This is a genomic window from Haloactinospora alba (assembly GCF_006717075.1).
Taxonomy (GTDB): Bacteria; Actinomycetota; Actinomycetes; order Streptosporangiales; family Streptosporangiaceae; genus Haloactinospora; species Haloactinospora alba.
The window spans coordinates 262,217-279,269 of record NZ_VFQC01000001.1 but is presented as its reverse complement, the minus strand read 5'-3'; the positions used below and the strand labels follow the sequence as shown (position 1 = coordinate 279,269).

At 69.8% G+C, this 17,053-nt stretch carries 18 protein-coding genes; 7 read left to right on the top strand and 11 right to left on the bottom strand.

The window, feature by feature from the left end:
- Positions 1 to 55 precede the first annotated feature (55 nt).
- The 4 genes from FHX37_RS01320 to FHX37_RS01305 all read left to right on the top strand — a co-directional run bounded on the left by FHX37_RS01320 (position 56) and on the right by FHX37_RS01305 (position 4,679).
- On the top strand, positions 56 to 1,381 hold the full coding sequence (locus FHX37_RS01320; protein ID WP_141921653.1) for a nucleotide sugar dehydrogenase: 1,326 nt from the start codon (positions 56 to 58) through the stop codon (positions 1,379 to 1,381).
- A 314-nt stretch (positions 1,382 to 1,695) separates the two neighbouring features.
- The gene (locus FHX37_RS01315) at positions 1,696 to 2,901 is read left to right on the top strand and encodes a glycosyltransferase family 4 protein (protein ID WP_141921652.1); all 1,206 of its coding nucleotides are present in this window, start codon (positions 1,696 to 1,698) and stop codon (positions 2,899 to 2,901) included.
- A gap of 103 nt (positions 2,902 to 3,004) precedes the next feature.
- Positions 3,005 to 3,619 (top strand): malonic semialdehyde reductase, encoded by a 615-nt coding sequence (locus FHX37_RS01310; RefSeq protein ID WP_141921651.1) that lies wholly within the window; start codon positions 3,005 to 3,007, stop codon positions 3,617 to 3,619.
- Positions 3,620 to 3,770: 151 nt separating this feature from the next.
- Positions 3,771 to 4,679 carry an FkbM family methyltransferase gene (locus tag FHX37_RS01305; protein ID WP_141921650.1) on the top strand — a complete coding sequence of 303 codons (909 nt, stop codon included), beginning with the start codon at positions 3,771 to 3,773 and terminating at the stop codon, positions 4,677 to 4,679.
- Here the strand turns inward: FHX37_RS01305 and FHX37_RS01300 are convergent.
- The 8 genes from FHX37_RS01300 to FHX37_RS01265 all read right to left on the bottom strand — a co-directional run bounded on the left by FHX37_RS01300 (position 4,633) and on the right by FHX37_RS01265 (position 11,537).
- On the bottom strand, positions 4,633 to 5,490 hold the full coding sequence (locus tag FHX37_RS01300; protein ID WP_141921649.1) for a glycosyltransferase family 2 protein: 858 nt from the start codon (positions 5,488 to 5,490) through the stop codon (positions 4,633 to 4,635). The genes FHX37_RS01305 and FHX37_RS01300 overlap by 47 nt on opposite strands.
- A gap of 258 nt (positions 5,491 to 5,748) precedes the next feature.
- A complete protein-coding gene (locus tag FHX37_RS01295; RefSeq protein ID WP_141921648.1) occupies positions 5,749 to 6,519 on the bottom strand; it encodes a CDP-alcohol phosphatidyltransferase family protein in 771 nt (256 codons plus the stop codon).
- The gene (locus tag FHX37_RS01290; protein WP_141924940.1) at positions 6,497 to 7,546 is read right to left on the bottom strand and encodes an iron-containing alcohol dehydrogenase family protein; all 1,050 of its coding nucleotides are present in this window, start codon (positions 7,544 to 7,546) and stop codon (positions 6,497 to 6,499) included. The genes FHX37_RS01295 and FHX37_RS01290 overlap by 23 nt, the downstream gene beginning before the upstream one ends.
- A 5-nt stretch (positions 7,547 to 7,551) precedes the next feature.
- A complete protein-coding gene (locus FHX37_RS01285) occupies positions 7,552 to 8,283 on the bottom strand; it encodes a phosphocholine cytidylyltransferase family protein (protein WP_141921647.1) in 732 nt (243 codons plus the stop codon).
- 16 nt (positions 8,284 to 8,299) lie between these two features.
- Positions 8,300 to 8,920 carry a DUF5941 domain-containing protein gene (locus tag FHX37_RS01280; protein ID WP_246061994.1) on the bottom strand — a complete coding sequence of 207 codons (621 nt, stop codon included), beginning with the start codon at positions 8,918 to 8,920 and terminating at the stop codon, positions 8,300 to 8,302.
- A gap of 4 nt (positions 8,921 to 8,924) precedes the next feature.
- On the bottom strand, positions 8,925 to 9,773 hold the full coding sequence (locus tag FHX37_RS01275; RefSeq protein ID WP_141921645.1) for a hypothetical protein: 849 nt from the start codon (positions 9,771 to 9,773) through the stop codon (positions 8,925 to 8,927).
- 91 nt (positions 9,774 to 9,864) lie between these two features.
- A complete protein-coding gene (locus tag FHX37_RS01270; RefSeq protein WP_141921644.1) occupies positions 9,865 to 10,710 on the bottom strand; it encodes an ABC transporter ATP-binding protein in 846 nt (281 codons plus the stop codon).
- A complete protein-coding gene (locus FHX37_RS01265; protein WP_246061989.1) occupies positions 10,710 to 11,537 on the bottom strand; it encodes an ABC transporter permease in 828 nt (275 codons plus the stop codon). The genes FHX37_RS01270 and FHX37_RS01265 overlap by 1 nt, the downstream gene beginning before the upstream one ends.
- Before the next feature lie 439 nt (positions 11,538 to 11,976).
- On the opposite strand from FHX37_RS01265, the gene FHX37_RS01260 reads away from it, so the two are divergent.
- The gene (locus tag FHX37_RS01260) at positions 11,977 to 12,747 is read left to right on the top strand and encodes an IspD/TarI family cytidylyltransferase (RefSeq protein ID WP_141921642.1); all 771 of its coding nucleotides are present in this window, start codon (positions 11,977 to 11,979) and stop codon (positions 12,745 to 12,747) included.
- Between the two features lie 96 nt (positions 12,748 to 12,843).
- A complete protein-coding gene (locus FHX37_RS01255; protein WP_141921641.1) occupies positions 12,844 to 13,599 on the top strand; it encodes a glycerophosphodiester phosphodiesterase in 756 nt (251 codons plus the stop codon).
- Positions 13,600 to 13,622: 23 nt separating this feature from the next.
- On the opposite strand, the gene FHX37_RS01250 is transcribed toward FHX37_RS01255, so the two are convergent.
- A complete protein-coding gene (locus tag FHX37_RS01250) occupies positions 13,623 to 14,621 on the bottom strand; it encodes a glycosyltransferase family 2 protein (protein WP_141921640.1) in 999 nt (332 codons plus the stop codon).
- A 197-nt stretch (positions 14,622 to 14,818) separates the two neighbouring features.
- Between FHX37_RS01250 and FHX37_RS01245 the strand changes: the two genes are divergently transcribed.
- Positions 14,819 to 16,357 (top strand): LCP family protein, encoded by a 1,539-nt coding sequence (locus FHX37_RS01245; protein WP_246061988.1) that lies wholly within the window; start codon positions 14,819 to 14,821, stop codon positions 16,355 to 16,357.
- A 23-nt stretch (positions 16,358 to 16,380) separates the two neighbouring features.
- Here the strand turns inward: FHX37_RS01245 and FHX37_RS01240 are convergent, their stop codons facing one another.
- On the bottom strand, positions 16,381 to 16,662 hold the full coding sequence (locus tag FHX37_RS01240; RefSeq protein WP_246061987.1) for a PIN domain-containing protein: 282 nt from the start codon (positions 16,660 to 16,662) through the stop codon (positions 16,381 to 16,383).
- Positions 16,663 to 16,819: 157 nt separating this feature from the next.
- On the bottom strand, positions 16,820 to 17,020 hold the full coding sequence (locus FHX37_RS01235) for a hypothetical protein (RefSeq protein WP_141921639.1): 201 nt from the start codon (positions 17,018 to 17,020) through the stop codon (positions 16,820 to 16,822).
- Positions 17,021 to 17,053: the final 33 nt, after the last annotated feature.

Genomic DNA, 17,053 nt, shown 5'->3' with positions numbered 1-17,053 from the left:
CAGTTCTGGAATCGTGCGGTTCCTTGTACCGAAAGACGAAGGCGAGGCAAGCACCATGGACTCTGGCGCCACCACCGCGGCCCCGGACCTGGTCGTGATCGGACTCGGCTACGTCGGCCTTCCCATGGCCCACCAGGCGGCCCAAGCGGGTCTCACTGTCACCGGCCTGGAAGTCGATGCGGACGTCGTCGCGGAACTGAACTCCGGGAACTCGCACATCGACGACCTGACCGACGCCGACATCCAGGAGATGACAGCCGCCGGGTTCACCGCCACGACCGACCCGGACGTCCTGGCCACGACCCGGACCGTCGTCATCTGCGTCCCCACACCGCTCTCCGCGGAGAACGGACCCGACCTCAGCGCCGTCCGGGCCGCGGCCGCTTCCGCCGCACCCCGGCTGCGTCCCGGAACCCTGGTGATCCTGGAGTCCACCACCTACCCGGGCACCACCGAGGAGGTCGTGCGGCCCCTTCTCGAGGAGTCCGGACTCGTCGCCGGAACGGATTTCCACCTGGCGTTCTCCCCGGAACGCATCGATCCCGGAAACCCGGCGTTCGGAGTCGCCAACACCCCGAAAGTCGTGGGCGGAATGACGGAACGCTGCGGCGAACTGGCCACGGAGTTCTACTCGTCCTTCGTCGACACGGTGGTCCAGGCGCGCGGCACGCGCGAGGCCGAAATGGCCAAACTACTGGAAAACACCTACCGGCACGTCAATATCGCCCTCGTGAACGAAATGGCGGTCTTCTGCCAGGAACTCGGCGTGGACCTGTGGGACGCGATCTCCTGCGCCGCCACCAAACCCTTCGGGTTCCAGGCCTTCTACCCCGGCCCGGGGGTGGGCGGGCACTGCATCCCCATCGACCCGAACTACCTGTCGTACAAGGTCAAGACACTGGGTTACCCGTTCCGGTTCGTGGAGCTGGCCCAGGAGATCAACGCGCGCATGCCGAACTACGTCGCCCAGCGCGCGCAGGAACTGCTCAACGAGGCGGGACTGGCCCTGTCGCGGGCCACGGTGCTGTTGCTGGGAGTCACCTACAAGGCCGACATCGCCGACCAGCGCGAGTCCCCGGCCCGCCCCGTCGCCGCCAAACTCGCGGGCAAGGGCGCGACCCTGACCTACCACGACCCGCACGTGGCGGAATGGACGGTGAACGGCACCCCCGTTCCCCGCACCACGGACCTGGAAGGGGCCATGGCCGAGGCGGACCTCACGATCCTGCTCACCGAGCACGAGGTCTACGCCCCGAAGCTGCTCACCGAGAACGCGCGGCTGCTGCTGGACACGCGCGGGACGCTGCGCCGCTCTGGCCCGGACACCGCGGACCAGCACACCACCTCCCCGATCGTCCGGGACGGCGTGCAGCTGTTGTGACCGCTCCCGCGGGGGCACACCCCGCAGTCGGGGCGAGCGTCACCGCCCCGGACCGCCCCGCGGCGCGGTCCGGGGCCCTGGCCACGTTCCGGGCCGCCCGCGGCGTTCCCGCCGGCTGGCCGTGGCGTCCTTCCCGCGCGTGACCCGCGGTTTCGTTCGCGCGCCCTCCCCGGAAGAAGCCGTCACCTCACCCACGCCTGTGCGTAACCCTGCTTTTCACCCGGTGTTTCCTTCGCTCCCTAACGTGAGGCCAGGTTGGGAAACCACGCCGGGTACGGACACGTTCCCGGCGGTCGACGCAGGTGGAGGCGCACATGCACGCCGTCGTAGCTACTGTGGTCCACCACCCCGAGGACGCGCGCATCCTGCACCGGCAGATCCGGGCACTGCTCGACGCCGGCCACACGGTCACCTACATCGCCCCCTTCCGGGAACGCGGGGTGACGCCGGACCCGGAACTGACCGTGGTGGACGTCCCGCGGGCGGTGGGCCGACGGCGGATCGGGGCGCTGCGGGCCGCACGCGCGGTGCTGGCCCACCACGCCCCCACCGCTGACATCCTGCTCTTCCACGACCCGGAGCTGTTGCTGGCGCTGCCGCGGAACCGTCCGACGACGGTGTGGGACGTGCACGAGGACGCCGCCGCCTCGCTGCTCAGCAAACCGTGGCTGCCCAAGCCGCTGCGGCGCCCCCTGCGACCGATCGTGCGCGGCTTCGAGGGGCACGCGGAGCGGCGGATGCACCTCCTGCTCGCGGAGGAGGGCTACCGCCAGCGGTTCCGGCACACCCATCCGGTGGTCCCCAACACCACCTATGTTCCGCCCGAACCGGAACGAGCACCGGGTACCGGCCGGGTCGCCTACCTCGGCCACGTCTCGGAAGCGCGCGGCGCGGCCGAGCTCGTGGAGCTCGGCCGGCGGCTGCGGCCGCACGGCATCCGGGTGGAGGTGATCGGTTCGTCCGACACCGAAACCCGGCCGATGCTGCGCGCCGCCCAGCAGGAGGAGGCGATCCACTGGTACGGGTTCGTTCCCAACGACCAGGCGCTGCGCATGATCAACGGGGCGACGGCGGGGATCTGCCTGCTGCACGACCAGCCGAACTACCGCCACTCCCTGCCGACGAAGGTGGTCGAGTACATGGCCCGGGGCCTGCCGGTGGTGACCTCGCCCAACCCGGCCGCGAGCGCCCTGGTCACCCAGCAGCCCCAGGGCGAGTGCGGCATGGTCGTGCCGTTCGGCGACCCCGCTGCCGCCGCCGAGGCGGTGCTGCGACTGCACTCCTCCCAACAGTTGCGGGAACGGTTCTCCCGCACCGGGCACCGGATCGCACGCGAGTCGTTCCACTGGCCGGTCCAGGCAGAGGCGTTCGTGCGGCAGCTGGAGACGTGGGCGTGCGCCGAAGCCGGCCACCAGGTCGCTCCCCAGACGGTGGAGGTACCCGGACAACTGTGGCGGACCGCCGGGGGCGGCCTCCCGCTCCCGACGGCCCCGGAGCCTCCGCACTGCGCCAACAGGTGAGACACAGCACACGCACCCCGCAACCGGAATGGTTTCCTAGGAAGATAAGTTTGTGCGGGTGTCCGTGAGACACACGGCGCAACCGAGTCCGACGAGGGAAAACATGTCCGAGATCACCGAACCGCTCGAACTCGCCCGCAGCGCGCAGGACCTGCTCTTCCGCGAGGCCCGGACCGCGAACAGCTTCAGCTCGGAGCCGGTCAGCGACGCCCAGATCCGCGCGATCCACGACCTCGCCAAGTACGGGCCGACCTCCATGAACATCCAGCCGCTGCGCGTCACCCTGCTGCGGTCGGCCGAGAGCCGGGAGCGGCTCGTGCCGCTCATGATGGAGGGCAACCAGCCCAAGACCCGGACCGCCCCTCTCACCGCGATCCTGTCCTACGACACCGAGTTCCACGAGCGCGCCGGAAGCTTCTTCCCCTCCCGGGAGGAGGGGATCAGGAACCTGTTCGGCGCGGACGAGCAGTTCCGCACCGACAACGCGCGCCTCAACTCCGCCCTGCAGGCCGGCTACTTCCTCATCGGCATCCGCGCCGCCGGCCTCGCCGCCGGCCCGATGACCGGCTTCGACGCCGAGGCCGTGAACAAGGAGTTCTTCGGTGACGGTAGGCAGCGGGCGTTCGTCGTGGTCAACCTCGGCCGGCCCGGACCGGACCACCCCGAGTTCGAACGCCTCCCCCGCTTCGACTTCGAGGACGTCACCACCGAGCTGTGACACGTCACGGTCACGTCGTGCCTACTGTCCGCCCGGAACCCCCGGGCGGACAGGCCGTTTCGCGGACCCTAACCACTGTTCCGGCCACCCAAACTCAGATTGTTCTCAGATTCTGTGGATATGGCGGGGGAATGTTTGGCATCCTGTGCGCATGCCTACCGTACGCAGGCGACTCCTGGGGCTTCTTCCCAGGTTCGGTCTCAGTGTGACCAACCTTGGCCCGGGCACCGCCCTCCTCTCCCGCAACAAGAACGACCGGTTCACCACCCTCCCCTTCGGTGAGGGCGCGCAGCTCGTCGTGAACAAACGGCGCAGCGCGAAGGAGGAACTCGCGTTCCAGAAAAGCGCCGCCAACTACCTGGGCGCGCGGCACGTCGCCGCACTGCTGGAACACTACGGCGCGAACTGTGTCCTCGACGTCGGCGCGAACGTCGGGCAGTACGCCAAACAGCTACGCCGCCACGGCTACACCGGGCGGATCGTCTCCTTCGAGCCGGTCCCGGGCATCGTGGAGAAACTGCGCCGCGCCGCGGCCAAGGACCCGAACTGGTGGGTGTACCCCCACGCGTTGGGGAGCACGGAGACCTCCACCACGATGAACGTGGTGTCGGGGTCGATGAGCTCCCTCCTCGGCCCCAGTGAGTTCGGGAACCGGCGCTACAAGCGGTTCTCGAAGATCGAGAGCCAGGAGGTCAGCGTCCGGCGGCTGGACAACATCCTGGACGAGGTCCTCGACGGCATCGACGAGCCGCGCCCGTACCTGAAGCTCGACACCCAGGGCTACGACCTGGAGGCGTTCGCCGGGGCTGGCGAGCGGATCCGGGAGTTCGTCGGGATGCAGTCCGAGGTGGCGCTCATGCAGATCTACGAGGGCATGCCGCGGATGAACGAGGCCATCGCGGCCTACGAGGGCGCGGGCTTCGAGATCACCGGCATGTTCCCGGTGACCCGGGAGGAGAGCACCGGCCGGGTGCTGGAGTTCGACTGCGTTCTCGCCCGCGCCGACTCCCTGGTCACACCACCGGCGGCCGCCCCGTCCGCAGCATTCGCCACACAGTAGACCACCGCATCGGGGTGCGCGGGCCCGCGGACTCCCGCCACCCCTCGGCGAAACCACGGAACCACGCGCGCAGCGCTCCACCGGAGCGTTCGCGCAGCACCGTGATCACGACCCAGTTGCCCAGGTAGAGCACGGCCAGGGGCCACGGCAGGTTCCGCCGGGCCAGCCACACCCGGTTGCGGGCGTTGAGGCGGTAGAAGTCGCTGTGCCGGGTGGGCGCGACCGCCGGGTGGTACATGACCGCTTGGGCGTCGTACTCCAGGTGGTATCCGGCATCCAGGATCCGCCACGCGAGGTCGGTCTCCTCGTGGGCGTAGAAGAACCCGCTGGGAAGGCCGCCCGCCTCCTCGAAGGCCGTCCGCCGGATCGCGCTCGCCCCGCCCAGGAACGTGGTGACACGACTGGAACGGTGCGGGTCGCCCGCGCGCAGGCGCGGCACGTGGCGACGCTGGTCGGGCCCGCCCTCCGGGTCGGCGATACGCAGCGAGAGCACGCCCAGTCCCGGATCGGCGGCGAACCTGTCCCGGATGTGGCGCACCAGGTCACGCGAGCGGTACCACCCGTCGTCGTCCAGGAACAGCACCACGTCGCCCCCGCAGGCGGCGACCCCCTGGTTGCGTCCCTCCGGGATGCCGAGGTTGTCGTCCAACCGCACACCCGTGGCGCCCTCGGGGAGCTCGGGCAGGTCGACGCCGTTTCCCACGACGACCACCTCGACGCGCGCCCCCTCCTGTTCCAGGACGCTGTCGACCGCGCGTCTGAGCTCGGCGGGGCGGGTTCCCATCGTCAGCAGTACACAGGAGACCAACATCTGCTGTGCACCTCCGCGACCGTTCCGGTTCTCCCCAACTTTACGGGAACCGGTCCCGGGAACAGGCGCGTGCGCGTCCGCGTCACGCGCGGACACGTCCGGGGCATGCGAAGGAACGGAACTCGACATCACAACAACTCACGAGTGGACGGGCTGACTGGACGCAACGACCGTGGCACGGCACGGCTAACAACGGGCTAAACGACACCGGCGCACGTCCCGGCCCACCGTGTCCGTTCGGGCCGGGACGGCGCGGCCTCACTCCAACCGGCGGGAAGCCAGCACACTCACCAGGTGCAGCACCGTCTGCACCGCGGCGATCGCGACACACCCGACGACGAGCGCCCGGGTCGCCGTCGAGCCGTCCAGGACGACGTCAGCGACGGCCGCGACCACGACCAGCAGCGAAAGCTCGACCGCCTGGATCGCGCGGTGGAACCGCAGCGCCGAGGCCGCGGTGCGGGCCAGGGAGAGGGCGGGTGAGCGGGGGCGCAACGCGGTGTCGGACACCTTCTCCCCCAGCCCGGCCTTGGCGCGGGCCACGGTGACGTTGTCGGTCTCCACCTTGATCAGGGCGGCACCGATCGCGGCGGCCATCCCCGCCACCACCCATCCGCCGGCGGAGAACTCCCCCTGCGCGCGCACACCCAGACCGATCAGCAGGGCGATCTCGGCGAGGTAGTGGCCGATGCGGTCGAGGTAGATCCCGGCGACACTGGTCCGGCCCGTGTAGCGGGCGATCTCCCCGTCCGAGCAGTCCAGCAGGAGGTAGATCTGGACGAGGAGCGCGGCCGCCAGTGCCGAGGCCAGACCGCCGAACGCGAGTACCACGCCGGCGAGCACCCCGGCGGCCATCATGAGGTAGGTGACCGGGTTGGGCGGCACACCGAGCCGGACGAACACGGTGCTCACATACGGCGAGATGTCGCGCATGTAGAACCGGCCGGCCCAGTGCTCCTCGTTGGTTCGCTCTTTCACGCCGGGAGGCTGCCCTCCGGCACGGACCTCAGCTACCGAGGGTTTTGACATAGTCACCGACACTGCGCCGAATGTCTCCCTCCGTGAGAGCGAGGTGTTCGAGGATGGTGTAGCGCCCCGGCCGGGTCGACGGGGCGTAGGCGATGGCCCGCGCGAACTCCTCCTGGTCCAGGCCGATGTCGGCGGGCAGGGTCGGCAGCTCGTGGCGGAGCAGGCAGGAACGGACGGCCTCCATCCGCTCCTTGCCCTCACCGTGGTAGCGCGCCCGGAGATAGTACATGAAGAGCGCCCCGAGGCCGGCGAGCTCGCCGTGGTTGCTCGTACCCGGGTACAGCTGGTCCACGGCGTGCACCAGCTCGTGGCATCCGCCGCTCGCGGGGCGGCTCGACCCGGCGACCGACATCGCCATCCCGGAGAGCACCAGTGCCTCGGCCAGTGCCACGAGGAACTCCTCGGACTCCACGGAGTCCGGACGGTGCAGCAGGGACTCGGCCGCGACCCGAGCGAAGGTGACGGCCATCCCGTCCACCGGTTCTCCCTGCTCCCGGCCGGCGAGCTCCCAGTCGGCTATGGCGGAGAGGTTGCTGACCGCGTCGCCGATGCCGGAACGCACCAGCCGCTGCGGGCCGGCCTGCACGTAGTCGACGTCGACCACCACCGCTGTGGGCATGGTGACCCCGTAGGACCCCTTGCCGCTCTCGTGCTCCAGGGAACTGGTGGGCGAGGCGATGCCGTCGTGCGCGAGGTTGGTGGCCACCGCCACCATCGGGATGCCGGCCATCAGCGCGGCGAACTTGGTGACGTCGATGGTCTTTCCGCCGCCGATGCCGGCGACGGCCTCGTAGGCGCCGGCGCGGAGCTTCCTCCCGAGGTCGTTGGCGACGTCGACACTGCCGCCCTCCACCCGGAAGACCTCACAGTTCGGCAGGTCCAGGTCGGCGCCGATCTGCGCCCCCTGGCCGGGGCCCACGGCCACGGCGATACGGCCCTCGTTGGCGATGCGGCGGTCGGCCAGGACGGAGCCGAGGGAGCCCACGGCTCCGCGGCGCACGTCGATCGCCAGTGGAGAGGACACCATGCGGGCTAGTAGCGGCATGCGATCTCCCGGGCCCGGTTGAGGTCATCGTGGTCGTCCACCTCGACCCAGTCCACCTTGCCGATGGGGGCGGTGGCGACTTTCCCGCCGCGGTCGGCCAGTTCCTGGAAACCGTCCTCGTAGTAGAGCTGGGGGTCGCGTTCCCAGGTGGTGCGGAGCGCGTCCGCGACGCGGGCGTCCGCGGAGCCGTCGATGAGGGTGGCGCCGATGTACTCTCCCGCGGCCTGGGCGGGGTCCATCCGTTTCGTGATGCGCGTGAGGTAACCCGCCTCGTCCAGGGTGACCTTCATCTCCTCGTCGCCGAGTGTTTTGACGTTGTCCACCGCCAGGAGCAGTTCCGGTCCGCGCGCGGCCAGTAGTGTCTCTTCCACCGTGTCCGGATGCACGGTGTCCCCGTTGACGAGGAGGACGCCATCGGAGAAGTAGTCCCGCGCGGTCCACAGGGAGTAGGCGTTGTTCCACTCCTCGGCCTTGTCGTTGTGGACCAGCCGCAGGTGGACTCCGTGCCGCTCCTCCAGGGCCTCCTTGCGTTCCCGTACCGCTTCGGCGCAGTAACCGACGACCACGACGATGTCGGTGATCCCGGACGCCGCGAGGTTACGCAGTGAGATGTCCAGAATGGTGGTTTCCCCATCGACCGGGACCAGCGCCTTGGGCAGCGTGTCGGTGTAGGGGCGCAGCCGGCGTCCCGCTCCTGCGGCAAGAACCATACCGAGCATGTACGCGCCTTCCTCCTCAAGTTGTGGAGGCGCCAACGCCTCCCCATTCGTTTCGCCTTCGGTCCGTCGCTGTCGTTACCGGGGTCGCGCACCAGCTCACCGCGGACTCCGCGCCGAGCAGCACCAGCACATACCCGGCGAGAGCACCGTAGACGAACGGCGCCCACCCCAGCACGCCGCCGAGAGCGGCAAGCGCCATTCTCCCGTCCCAACCGAGCGCAGCCCGACGTGCCCAGAGGGGTGGCGCGACACCGCAGCGTGCGCGGTGCGCGACGTCGCGGTGGCGCAGCACCACCGCGGCGATGAGCACGAACACGAGCGGTTCTGCCACACCCGCCCCGTAACCGAGCGCGAGCAGGTACAGGTACTCCGTCCCGCGAAGAATCGGCGGAACCATCCAGTCCGATCGTCCATCGTGCGGATGTCTGGAAGCCAACCCCGCCAGTAGGAGCAGAGCGACCGGTGCAAACAGGGTAATGCCTGTGAGATTGCCGAGTCCGGCGGCCAGCAGCGCGCAGGTGGCGCCCGCACCCACCACAGCCGGGAGGAGTGGGGGAAGAGCGCCCGCGGCCAGTATGCCCAACGCGGAACCGAGGTGGCCATCGTCACGACAAATCCCCAGGTCAATGCCGTACATCGGTTCATTTTCCGGGATGGTTCGCATTGTCTGCCTCGTCAGGTTTAGCGGCCTGTGTGGCGCGCGACCGGACAGTAACCGTCAGGGCACATCCGACGATCAGTGCGATAAACGTCACGCGCGCGTCCCACACGACTGTCGTCAGCGCGACGACGATGAACCGTGTGTCCTGCGAAAACCGAGCAAGGTGGGCCAGGTGGGGCGAGGCGGCCAGCCGCCGGGCCACGCCGCCTCCCGGCGCCCGACGCCGCATCCGCTCCCACTTCCGGGGAACACACCGCCGTTCGGGAGCCGCCTCGTGCGTCCACAACCAGAGCGGCTCGGTGGGCGGTGACGCACCGTCCTGTCCGCGGGAGGGCGCTACCTCCCCGCGCGGGTCGCCGCCCTCCGGCCGACCGGGGGAACTCCCGCCGAGGACCCGACCGCGCGGCGCCGCGGCCCGCCGCGCGTCGTGGACGGCCGCACGCAGCGCCACCGCGACCAGCGCGGCCGTCGCCCACTCCCACGTAGCGGCAACACCCGACACGGCACCGCCCACGGCGATCCCGGCGTAGACGGCGCACTCCCGCGCGCCGGCGAGCAGGGAGGCCAGCCACACGCGCAACGCGTCCGCGGGCCGGGTGGCGAGCCGTGCCGCCACACTGTCGGCGAACAGGACGACGAGAAGCAGGAACGACCCCGTGACGGCGCCGCGTGTGTCACCGCCGCAGAACCACACGGCGGCGAGCGCCCCGAGGAGCGCGGCGCTGCGGTCCACGGCCAGGGAGGACACTCCGCGGCGCCCGGCCCACCGCGCGACGGCTCGGGAAGCCGGGCCGAACCCGGGGGGCGTGGACGCGACAGCACCCGCCACAGCTGTGTCCCTTCCACGTTCCGCTGGCAGCCAGCATCACGTAGAGGGCGGTCTCCGGCAACAGCTGACACGCCGGGACGCGCGGCCCCGTTCAGGCGGCCTGGTCACCCCCCTGCCCGTCGTCCTCGTCCGAACGCGGGGGCTGCTCCGGGTCGGCGGGGTTGTTCCTGTTCTTCCGCGCCTCGATCTCGGCCTTGGTGTCCTCGTTGTAGGCGCTCAGCGTGCTCTCGATGTCGCTGTCCATGGTCAACTCGCCCTCCTTGATGTAGAGGCCGCGGTTGCAGAACCGTTTCAGGTCGTTCTCGTTGTGCGAGACGAGCACCATGGTCCGGTTGTTGCTGAGCATCCTGTCGATGGCGTCATAGCACTTGCGGCGGAAGCTCTTGTCTCCCACGGCGAGGACCTCGTCCACCAGCATGATGGGGTGTTCCAGCTGGGAGATCAGCGCGAACCCGAGCCGCACCTTCATCCCGCTGGAGTAGTGCCGGACCGGGGAGTCGATGAACTTCGGATCGATCTCGGCGAAGTCGACGATCTCCTGGAAACGCGCGTCGAGCTCCTCGTTGGTCATCCCGTGCAGCGACCCCACGAGGTAGACGTTCTCCCGGCCGGTGAGCTGCTCGGAGAAGCCGGCGCGCAGCTCCAGCAGCGGAGCCACCTTGCCCTGGACCCGGACCGTTCCCTCGTCCGGGAGGAGGACACCCGCGATGAGTTTGAGCAGGGTGGACTTGCCGGTGCCGTTCTTGCCGACGATGCCGATGCAGTCGCCCTCCTCGGCGCTGAAGGACACGCCGCGCAGCGGCCAGAACGCGTTTCCCCCGGCGTTGGGGTCGCGCTTCGTCCCGTGGATGAACATCTCACGCAGACTACGTTTACGCCGGCGGTTCACCGCGAACTTGACGCCGAGCTCCTCGGCCTCGATAACCGGCTGCGCCATCACAGCTCCTTCAGGACGGAGGTCTCCAACCGCCGGAATGTCGTGTATCCGACGACGAACATGAGTACCGCTCCCACCAGCGCCGAGGATAGTGCCAGCGTACTCGGCGCGCCGTGCGGGAACCACACGGTGTGGTGCATCTGGAAGATGCCCATCAGCGGATTCAACTCGTAGAGGACCTTGAACCAGTCGGGAATTCCCTCGATCCCCAACACCATGTTGGCCGGGTAGATGATAGCCGAAGCGTAGAACAGCACACGGTTGAGGATGCGCACCACACGCTCGACGTCCCGCACCAGGATGTTGATCGAGCACAGGAGGAAGGTGATGCCGAGCGTGAACATCAGCTGCACCACCAGTGCCAGCGGCAGCCACACGAACACGCCGAACAGGCTGGTCTCGCCGCCCAGGAAGAACACGAACGCCAGCAGCACCGGCCAGGTCGCCAGGTAGTCCACGAACTTGGTGGTCACCGACGCGATCGGGAAGATCTCCCGGGGCACCTGCATCGTCGTGATGAGCTTGGAATGGCTGAGCAGCGCCTTCGGCGACTCGCCCAGGGCCGAGCTGAACCACAGCCACGGCAGGAGTCCCGACAACAGGAACAACGCGAACCCGCCGGGCCAGTCCGGCCCTCCCGGGGTTCCCCGGTCCGTGTTCAGGACCACACCGAAGACGAAGTAGTACACCCCGGCCATCGCCAGGGGCTCCAGCAGGGACCAGGCGTAGCCGAGGAACGATTTCTGGTACTTGACCTTCAGATCACGCGAAACCAGGAGGCTCACGACCTGCCGGTTCTGCCAGACGGCCAGCGCCCTTGACGCCACCGCCACCTCCTTGCAGATGCAGCTTTTCTCAGTGCGGAGCGCGGACTGCCACCGCCCTCTCCGTGTCCCGCGGCCCCACCGGGCATGTGACGGTTCCCGGCCACGTACGACGGAGAGGTGGCATCCACAACCGCGGCGTGCGCGGGCCATGCGCCCTTTGCCTGGTCACCGCGTCCGCGTGAGCCGGGGCACGGAAGCAGTACGGTCCATCGGGGTCAGGTGTACGATGCCGGACCAGTTACGACCGGTCAGCCGCAGCACAGCGTCCGATTTTTGCACATTCCTGGACGAGTTGTGCTTACCCGAGCGTCTCCAGAGTACAGGCAGCGACGACTCGAACATCCACAGACGCCTGTCGTTCAGGCACTGTTGATGAGTATGTCGCTCGCGATCCCGGGCGGCGGGACGCGCAGCACCGAGCACGACGCGTGAGGGACACATGCCGCACCACACCGCAACGACCACGGACCCGGACACGACACGCCCGTACACCATCGCCGCCGTACTGGCGGGCGGGGTGGGAGCCCGGGTGGGCGGCACCGAACCCAAACAGTTCCTCCCCCTGGGAGGGCGCACCGTTCTGGAACGGGCCGTCTCCGCGTTCGACGGCGAACCGGGCGTCGACGAGGTCCTCGTCCTCACGGTGGAGGAGCACCTGTCCCGCACCGAACGGCTCGTCGCCGAGGCCGGCCTGAACAAGGTCAGCGCGGTTCTCACGGGCGGCGCCACCCGCACGGCGACCTCGCTTGCCGTCCTGGACGCGCTGCGCGGCCGCCCCGGCACGGAACGGATCCTCCTGCACGACGCCGCACGCCCCCTTGTCAGCGGGCGGACGGTCCGCCGCTGCCTGGAGGCCCTCGACCACGCCGGTGCGGTGGGAACGGCGGTTCCCGCCACCGACACGGTCGTACGGGTCGAACCCAGCGGCTCGGGGACCGGGGAGGTGATCCGCGAGGTTGTGCCCCGCTCCGCCCTGCGGCGGATGCAGACACCGCAGGGGTTCCGGCTCGAGGTGCTCCGGCGCGCCTACGATCTGGCCCTGGCCGACCCCGGGTTCACCGCCACCGACGACTGCGGGGTCGTCCTGGACTACACACCCGAGCACGAGGTCCGGATCGTGGAGGGGGAGGACACCAACCTCAAGATCACCAACCCCGGCGACCTGGAGATCGCCGAGACGCTGCTGCGCCGCCGCGGCGCGCACGAGTAGGCCCGGTCCGGTGGACAGGGCCTGACACCCACCCGGAGAGGAGGAAGGGCGCGGGGGTCCGGCAACCGCAGCGAAGCCCCACGCCCCGAGGACCAGATGACGATTTTCACCCCGACCGAGGTGATCGGCCACCGCGGCGCCGGACGCAGCACTGACAGCGGCCCCGCGCAGAACACCGTCGCCTCGTTCCACACCGCGGTCGACAGCGGGGCGGGCTGGATCGAGGTCGACGTGCGGCGCAGCGCCGACGGGGTCCTGGTGCTGAACCACGACCCCACCCTTCCCGACGGGCGCGCGATCGTGGACCTCACGGCGGAGACCTGCCGGAAGGAGGGACTGACCACCCTCCAGGAGGCGACCGCCGAGATCCCGCCGCACATCGGACTGGACATCGACCTCAAAACCGTGATGGAGGACGCCACCGGGGCCGCCGACCAGCGCACGGCCGCGCTCCTGCTTCCCGTGCTCCGGCGGGAGGCCCGGCGGCGCCGCGTGTTCGTCTGCTCCTTCGACCCCGGGGCGCTCCTGGAGCTGCACCGCGGCGCGCCGCACGTCCCCACCGCCTGGATGCCCTACGTACGCAACCCCGTCGACGAGGCCGTGTCCGGAGCCGCCGGGCTGGGGTGCGCGATCGTCGCCATCGACGCGCGCTCGTTCGGAGTGGGCGAGGAGGGACGGCCACCGGGACGCCGCGAGGTCGACTACACCGTCGCCACCGCCCACGCGGCCGGGCTGGAGGTGCTCTCCTGGTGCCCCGACCCCGAGGAGGCGGCCCGGTTCGCCGCGGTCGGGATGGACGCGGTGGTGGTGGACGACGTTCCCGGCGCCGTGGCGGCCCTCGACGCGCGGTGACGTCCCGAACGGGCTACGCTCGTCTACTCCGCGGAAGCGGCCGCGGCGACGCGGGAGTCGGCGCCGAGCCCGGACGGGCTCGTGAGGAACCCCACACCCCACGCCATGTGCATCGTCGCCAACGCCGCCGGGATCAGCGGCCACGACCGGGGGGACAGTCCACGCGCCAACGGGACCGAGGCCACCAGGATCGCGGCGAGGTAGCCCAGCGGAACGATCCACGCCGGCCAGAACACCACACCCGCCACGGTGCCCGCCGCGATGGCCACCACCGCCGCCGGCGGCGCCAGGTACCGGGCGTTCATCGTCCCCCTGTGCTGGCGGGCCACGACGCGGCGCCAGCGGCCGTAGTGGAAGTACTGCCGGGCGAGCGCCGCGAGGGTCCTCCGCGGCCGGTAGGACACCCGCATGCGCGGTTCGAACCACACGGTTCCGCCGGTTCGGCGGATGCGGTAGTTCATCTCCCAGTCCTGGGCGCGCAGGAACGCCTCGTCGTAGCCGTTCACCCGGTCCAGCGCGGCGCGTTGGAACACCCCCAGGTAGACCGTGTCCGCGGGTCCTCCCTCACCACCGGTGTGGAAACGCGCGTTGCCCACGCCCACCCTGGACGTCATGGCGGCCGCGACGGCTCTCTCCCACGGGGTCACGCCCTCCGCCGCCATGATTCCGCCCACGTTGTCGGCGCCGGTCTCCTCCAGCGTCTCCACCGCCACCCGGAGGTAGTCCTCGGGCATCATGGAGTGCCCGTCGATCCGGGCCACGACGGAGTGGGCGGAGGCGGCGATCGCGGCGTTGAGGCCGGCGGGGGTCTGCCCGCTGGGATTCTCCACCACGGTGACGCGGGGGTCGGATCCGGCCAGGGTCTCGGCCACCTCCCATGTGCCGTCCGTCGAGGGACCGACAGCCAGCACCACCTCCAGCTCACCCGGGTAGTCCTGGGCGAGCACGTGCCGGACAGCGCCCTCCAGGTGGCGCTCCTCGTTCAGCACGGGCATGACGACGGATACAGCCGGCCAGGTCACGATCGTCTTCCTCTGGTCGTGTGGTCTTCGCCGCGGCGCGCCGCGGCGGGTTCCGGTCCCTCTCACGCTAATGCACGCGTGTTCCCACAAAACCGCCCGACAACACGCCCAAGAAACGACATACGGAACACTCACGGGCTCGGGTGCCAACCTGGTTACCGGAACCAGGGCGTCACACGGGCAAGGAGGTCACTGCCGTGAGCGACCGGCCGCCCGAGGGGCCGCGCCGGGGAGCCCCCACTCCGGAGTTCCGGCGTATCCGCTCCTCCCCCACCCCGCCCGGGGACGGCCCCCCGGGAGACCGCTCCAGCGCCGGCCCCCGCGCCCCGTTCCTCCCCCCGCCCGCGGTGCGCCGCAAGCGGCTCCTGCTGCTGGTCGCCAGCACGCTCTCGGTCGCGGTACTGCTCGCCTCCGGAACGGCGTGGGCGTTCTCCGGATGGATGTCGGGCAAGCTCAACCGGTCCGACGTGTTCGGGGGGCTCCTGCAGGGTGACCGCCCCGAATCCGGACCCGAGGGCGCACTGAACTTCCTGGTCATAGGCTCGGACAGCCGCGACGGCCTGACCAGCGAGGAGCAGAGCGAGCTCGGTGTGGGAGGCAACGTGGGGCAGCGTGCCGACACCATGATGCTGGTCCACGTGAACAGCGACCGCGACCGTGTCGAGGTCGTGGCCCTGCCCCGGGACTCGTGGGTGGACATCCCCGAGCACGGCCCCAACAAGATCAACGCCTCCTACGCGTTCGGCGGCCCGAGCCTGGCCGTCCGGACCGTGGAGTCGGCCACCGACGTCCGCATCGACCACTACGTGGAGGTGGACTTCTCCGGGTTCGTCGACGTGGTCGACACCCTGGACGGCATCGAGGTGTGCCTGTCACAGCCCATCACCGACCCCAAGGCGGACCTGGACATGGCCGCGGGCACCCACCGGGTCGGCGGCACCGAGGCACTGGCGTTCGCCCGCACCCGCAAGACGGCGGGCGGGGACTTCGACCGCATCGACCGCCAGCAACAGGTGATGTCCGCCCTGCTGGACAAGGCGATGAGCACGGACACCCTGAGCGATCCCGGCAGGTTCACCGACTTCCTCGACACCGCCCTGTCGTCGGTGACCGTGGACAACGGACTGGACACCGCCACCATCAACCAACTCGGCAACGAGCTGCGCACCGTGGGCCTGGACGACGTCTCCTTCACCCAGGTTCCGGTGGCCGAGGCGAACTACCGCACCCCGGAGGGCGCCAGTGCCGTCCAGTGGGACACCGAGGCCGCCGGCGACCTCTTCTCCCGCCTCTCCGAGGACCGGCCCATAGCCGAAGAGGACTCCGACGAGGAGAAGGAGCGGGAGAAGGACGACGCCGCGGACTCCCCCCGTCCGAGGGACGTCCGGGTAAAGGTCTTCAACGGGATGGGCCAGCCGGGGTTGGGATCCCAGGTCAGGAGCAAACTCCGCGAGGCCGGCTTCGCCTCCCCCACCAAGGCCCGGAACTGGAAGAACACCGACGTCACCACGACGCTGGTCCGCCACGCCCCGGAACGGAAGGACCAGGCCGAACTCGTCTCCCGCGCCCTACCCGGCTCCGAGCTGGTCGAGGACGACACACTCGGCGAGGGGGTCCAGGTCGTCCTCGGCGCCGAGCACTCCACTGTCGACACCACGGCCCCCACGGCCACGCCGGAGGACGGGAACCGCGACCACGGCACGGACACCGCCCGGGACAACGTCTGCGGATCCTGAGACGCCCCCCGACAGAGACCGGTTCAGGGCAGGAGATGCAGCGACTCGACGTGACTGGGCCGAACCACGGTGAAATGCCGACGGTCGAGAGTGGCTACCTCATACGTACCGAGGCGCTCCGCCAGAGCGATCACGGAGGCATCCGTCGTCCCCAAGGGAAGGTCAGCGTAGCGCGTGACGAGCTGGGCCATGCGCTGTGTATCGGCGGGGGTAAGGCTGGCGAGGGTGAAGTCCTCCATCGCCAGTGAGGCCAGAAACCCCGACTCGGCCTCGGTACCGGCCTTCACCGCGAGCAGGTATCCCACCTCAGCGACGACAGTGGGGGAAGGATCACCGGGGTTCCCTGTCGGCGCAACCGGGTGAACAGGGCGGTGCACGCATCGTGATTCCGCTCGTCCCGGAACGCCGCCGCGACGAGCGGACCGGTGTCCACAACCACGGGAGGGGCAGCAGCGGACACTGTTACCGGCCGAACCCTTCCGCCAACACGTCATCCACGTGCTCGGAAAGGGCGGGGTCACCGCTCGTGGCGGTCCCGAACCACGGTGGCGGCCACGAACCCGCCAACGCCAACCGGGCGCGAACGTTCGACAGCACCGCTGGAACCGCCTCCTCCGGAAGCTCCTCCATCAGGCGGACCAGCTCTTCCCGCTGCGCATCCATACCCTCACTATGCCCGATCCGGCACCTGTCCGG

What these genes read in the sequence shown, in the direction of transcription:
- FHX37_RS01320 (WP_141921653.1), top strand. Translation starts at nt 56, where the DNA reads ATGGACTCTGGCGCCACCACCGCGGCCCCGGACCTGGTCGTGATCGGA.
- FHX37_RS01315 (WP_141921652.1), top strand. Translation starts at nt 1,696, where the DNA reads ATGCACGCCGTCGTAGCTACTGTGGTCCACCACCCCGAGGACGCGCGC.
- FHX37_RS01310 (WP_141921651.1), top strand. Translation starts at nt 3,005, where the DNA reads ATGTCCGAGATCACCGAACCGCTCGAACTCGCCCGCAGCGCGCAGGAC.
- FHX37_RS01305 (WP_141921650.1), top strand. Translation starts at nt 3,771, where the DNA reads ATGCCTACCGTACGCAGGCGACTCCTGGGGCTTCTTCCCAGGTTCGGT.
- FHX37_RS01300 (WP_141921649.1), bottom strand. Translation starts at nt 5,490, where the DNA reads ATGTTGGTCTCCTGTGTACTGCTGACGATGGGAACCCGCCCCGCCGAG.
- FHX37_RS01295 (WP_141921648.1), bottom strand. Translation starts at nt 6,519, where the DNA reads ATGTCAAAACCCTCGGTAGCTGAGGTCCGTGCCGGAGGGCAGCCTCCC.
- FHX37_RS01290 (WP_141924940.1), bottom strand. Translation starts at nt 7,546, where the DNA reads ATGGTGTCCTCTCCACTGGCGATCGACGTGCGCCGCGGAGCCGTGGGC.
- FHX37_RS01285 (WP_141921647.1), bottom strand. Translation starts at nt 8,283, where the DNA reads ATGCTCGGTATGGTTCTTGCCGCAGGAGCGGGACGCCGGCTGCGCCCC.
- FHX37_RS01280 (WP_246061994.1), bottom strand. Translation starts at nt 8,920, where the DNA reads ATGTACGGCATTGACCTGGGGATTTGTCGTGACGATGGCCACCTCGGT.
- FHX37_RS01270 (WP_141921644.1), bottom strand. Translation starts at nt 10,710, where the DNA reads ATGGCGCAGCCGGTTATCGAGGCCGAGGAGCTCGGCGTCAAGTTCGCG.
- FHX37_RS01260 (WP_141921642.1), top strand. Translation starts at nt 11,977, where the DNA reads ATGCCGCACCACACCGCAACGACCACGGACCCGGACACGACACGCCCG.
- FHX37_RS01255 (WP_141921641.1), top strand. Translation starts at nt 12,844, where the DNA reads ATGACGATTTTCACCCCGACCGAGGTGATCGGCCACCGCGGCGCCGGA.
- FHX37_RS01235 (WP_141921639.1), bottom strand. Translation starts at nt 17,020, where the DNA reads ATGGATGCGCAGCGGGAAGAGCTGGTCCGCCTGATGGAGGAGCTTCCG.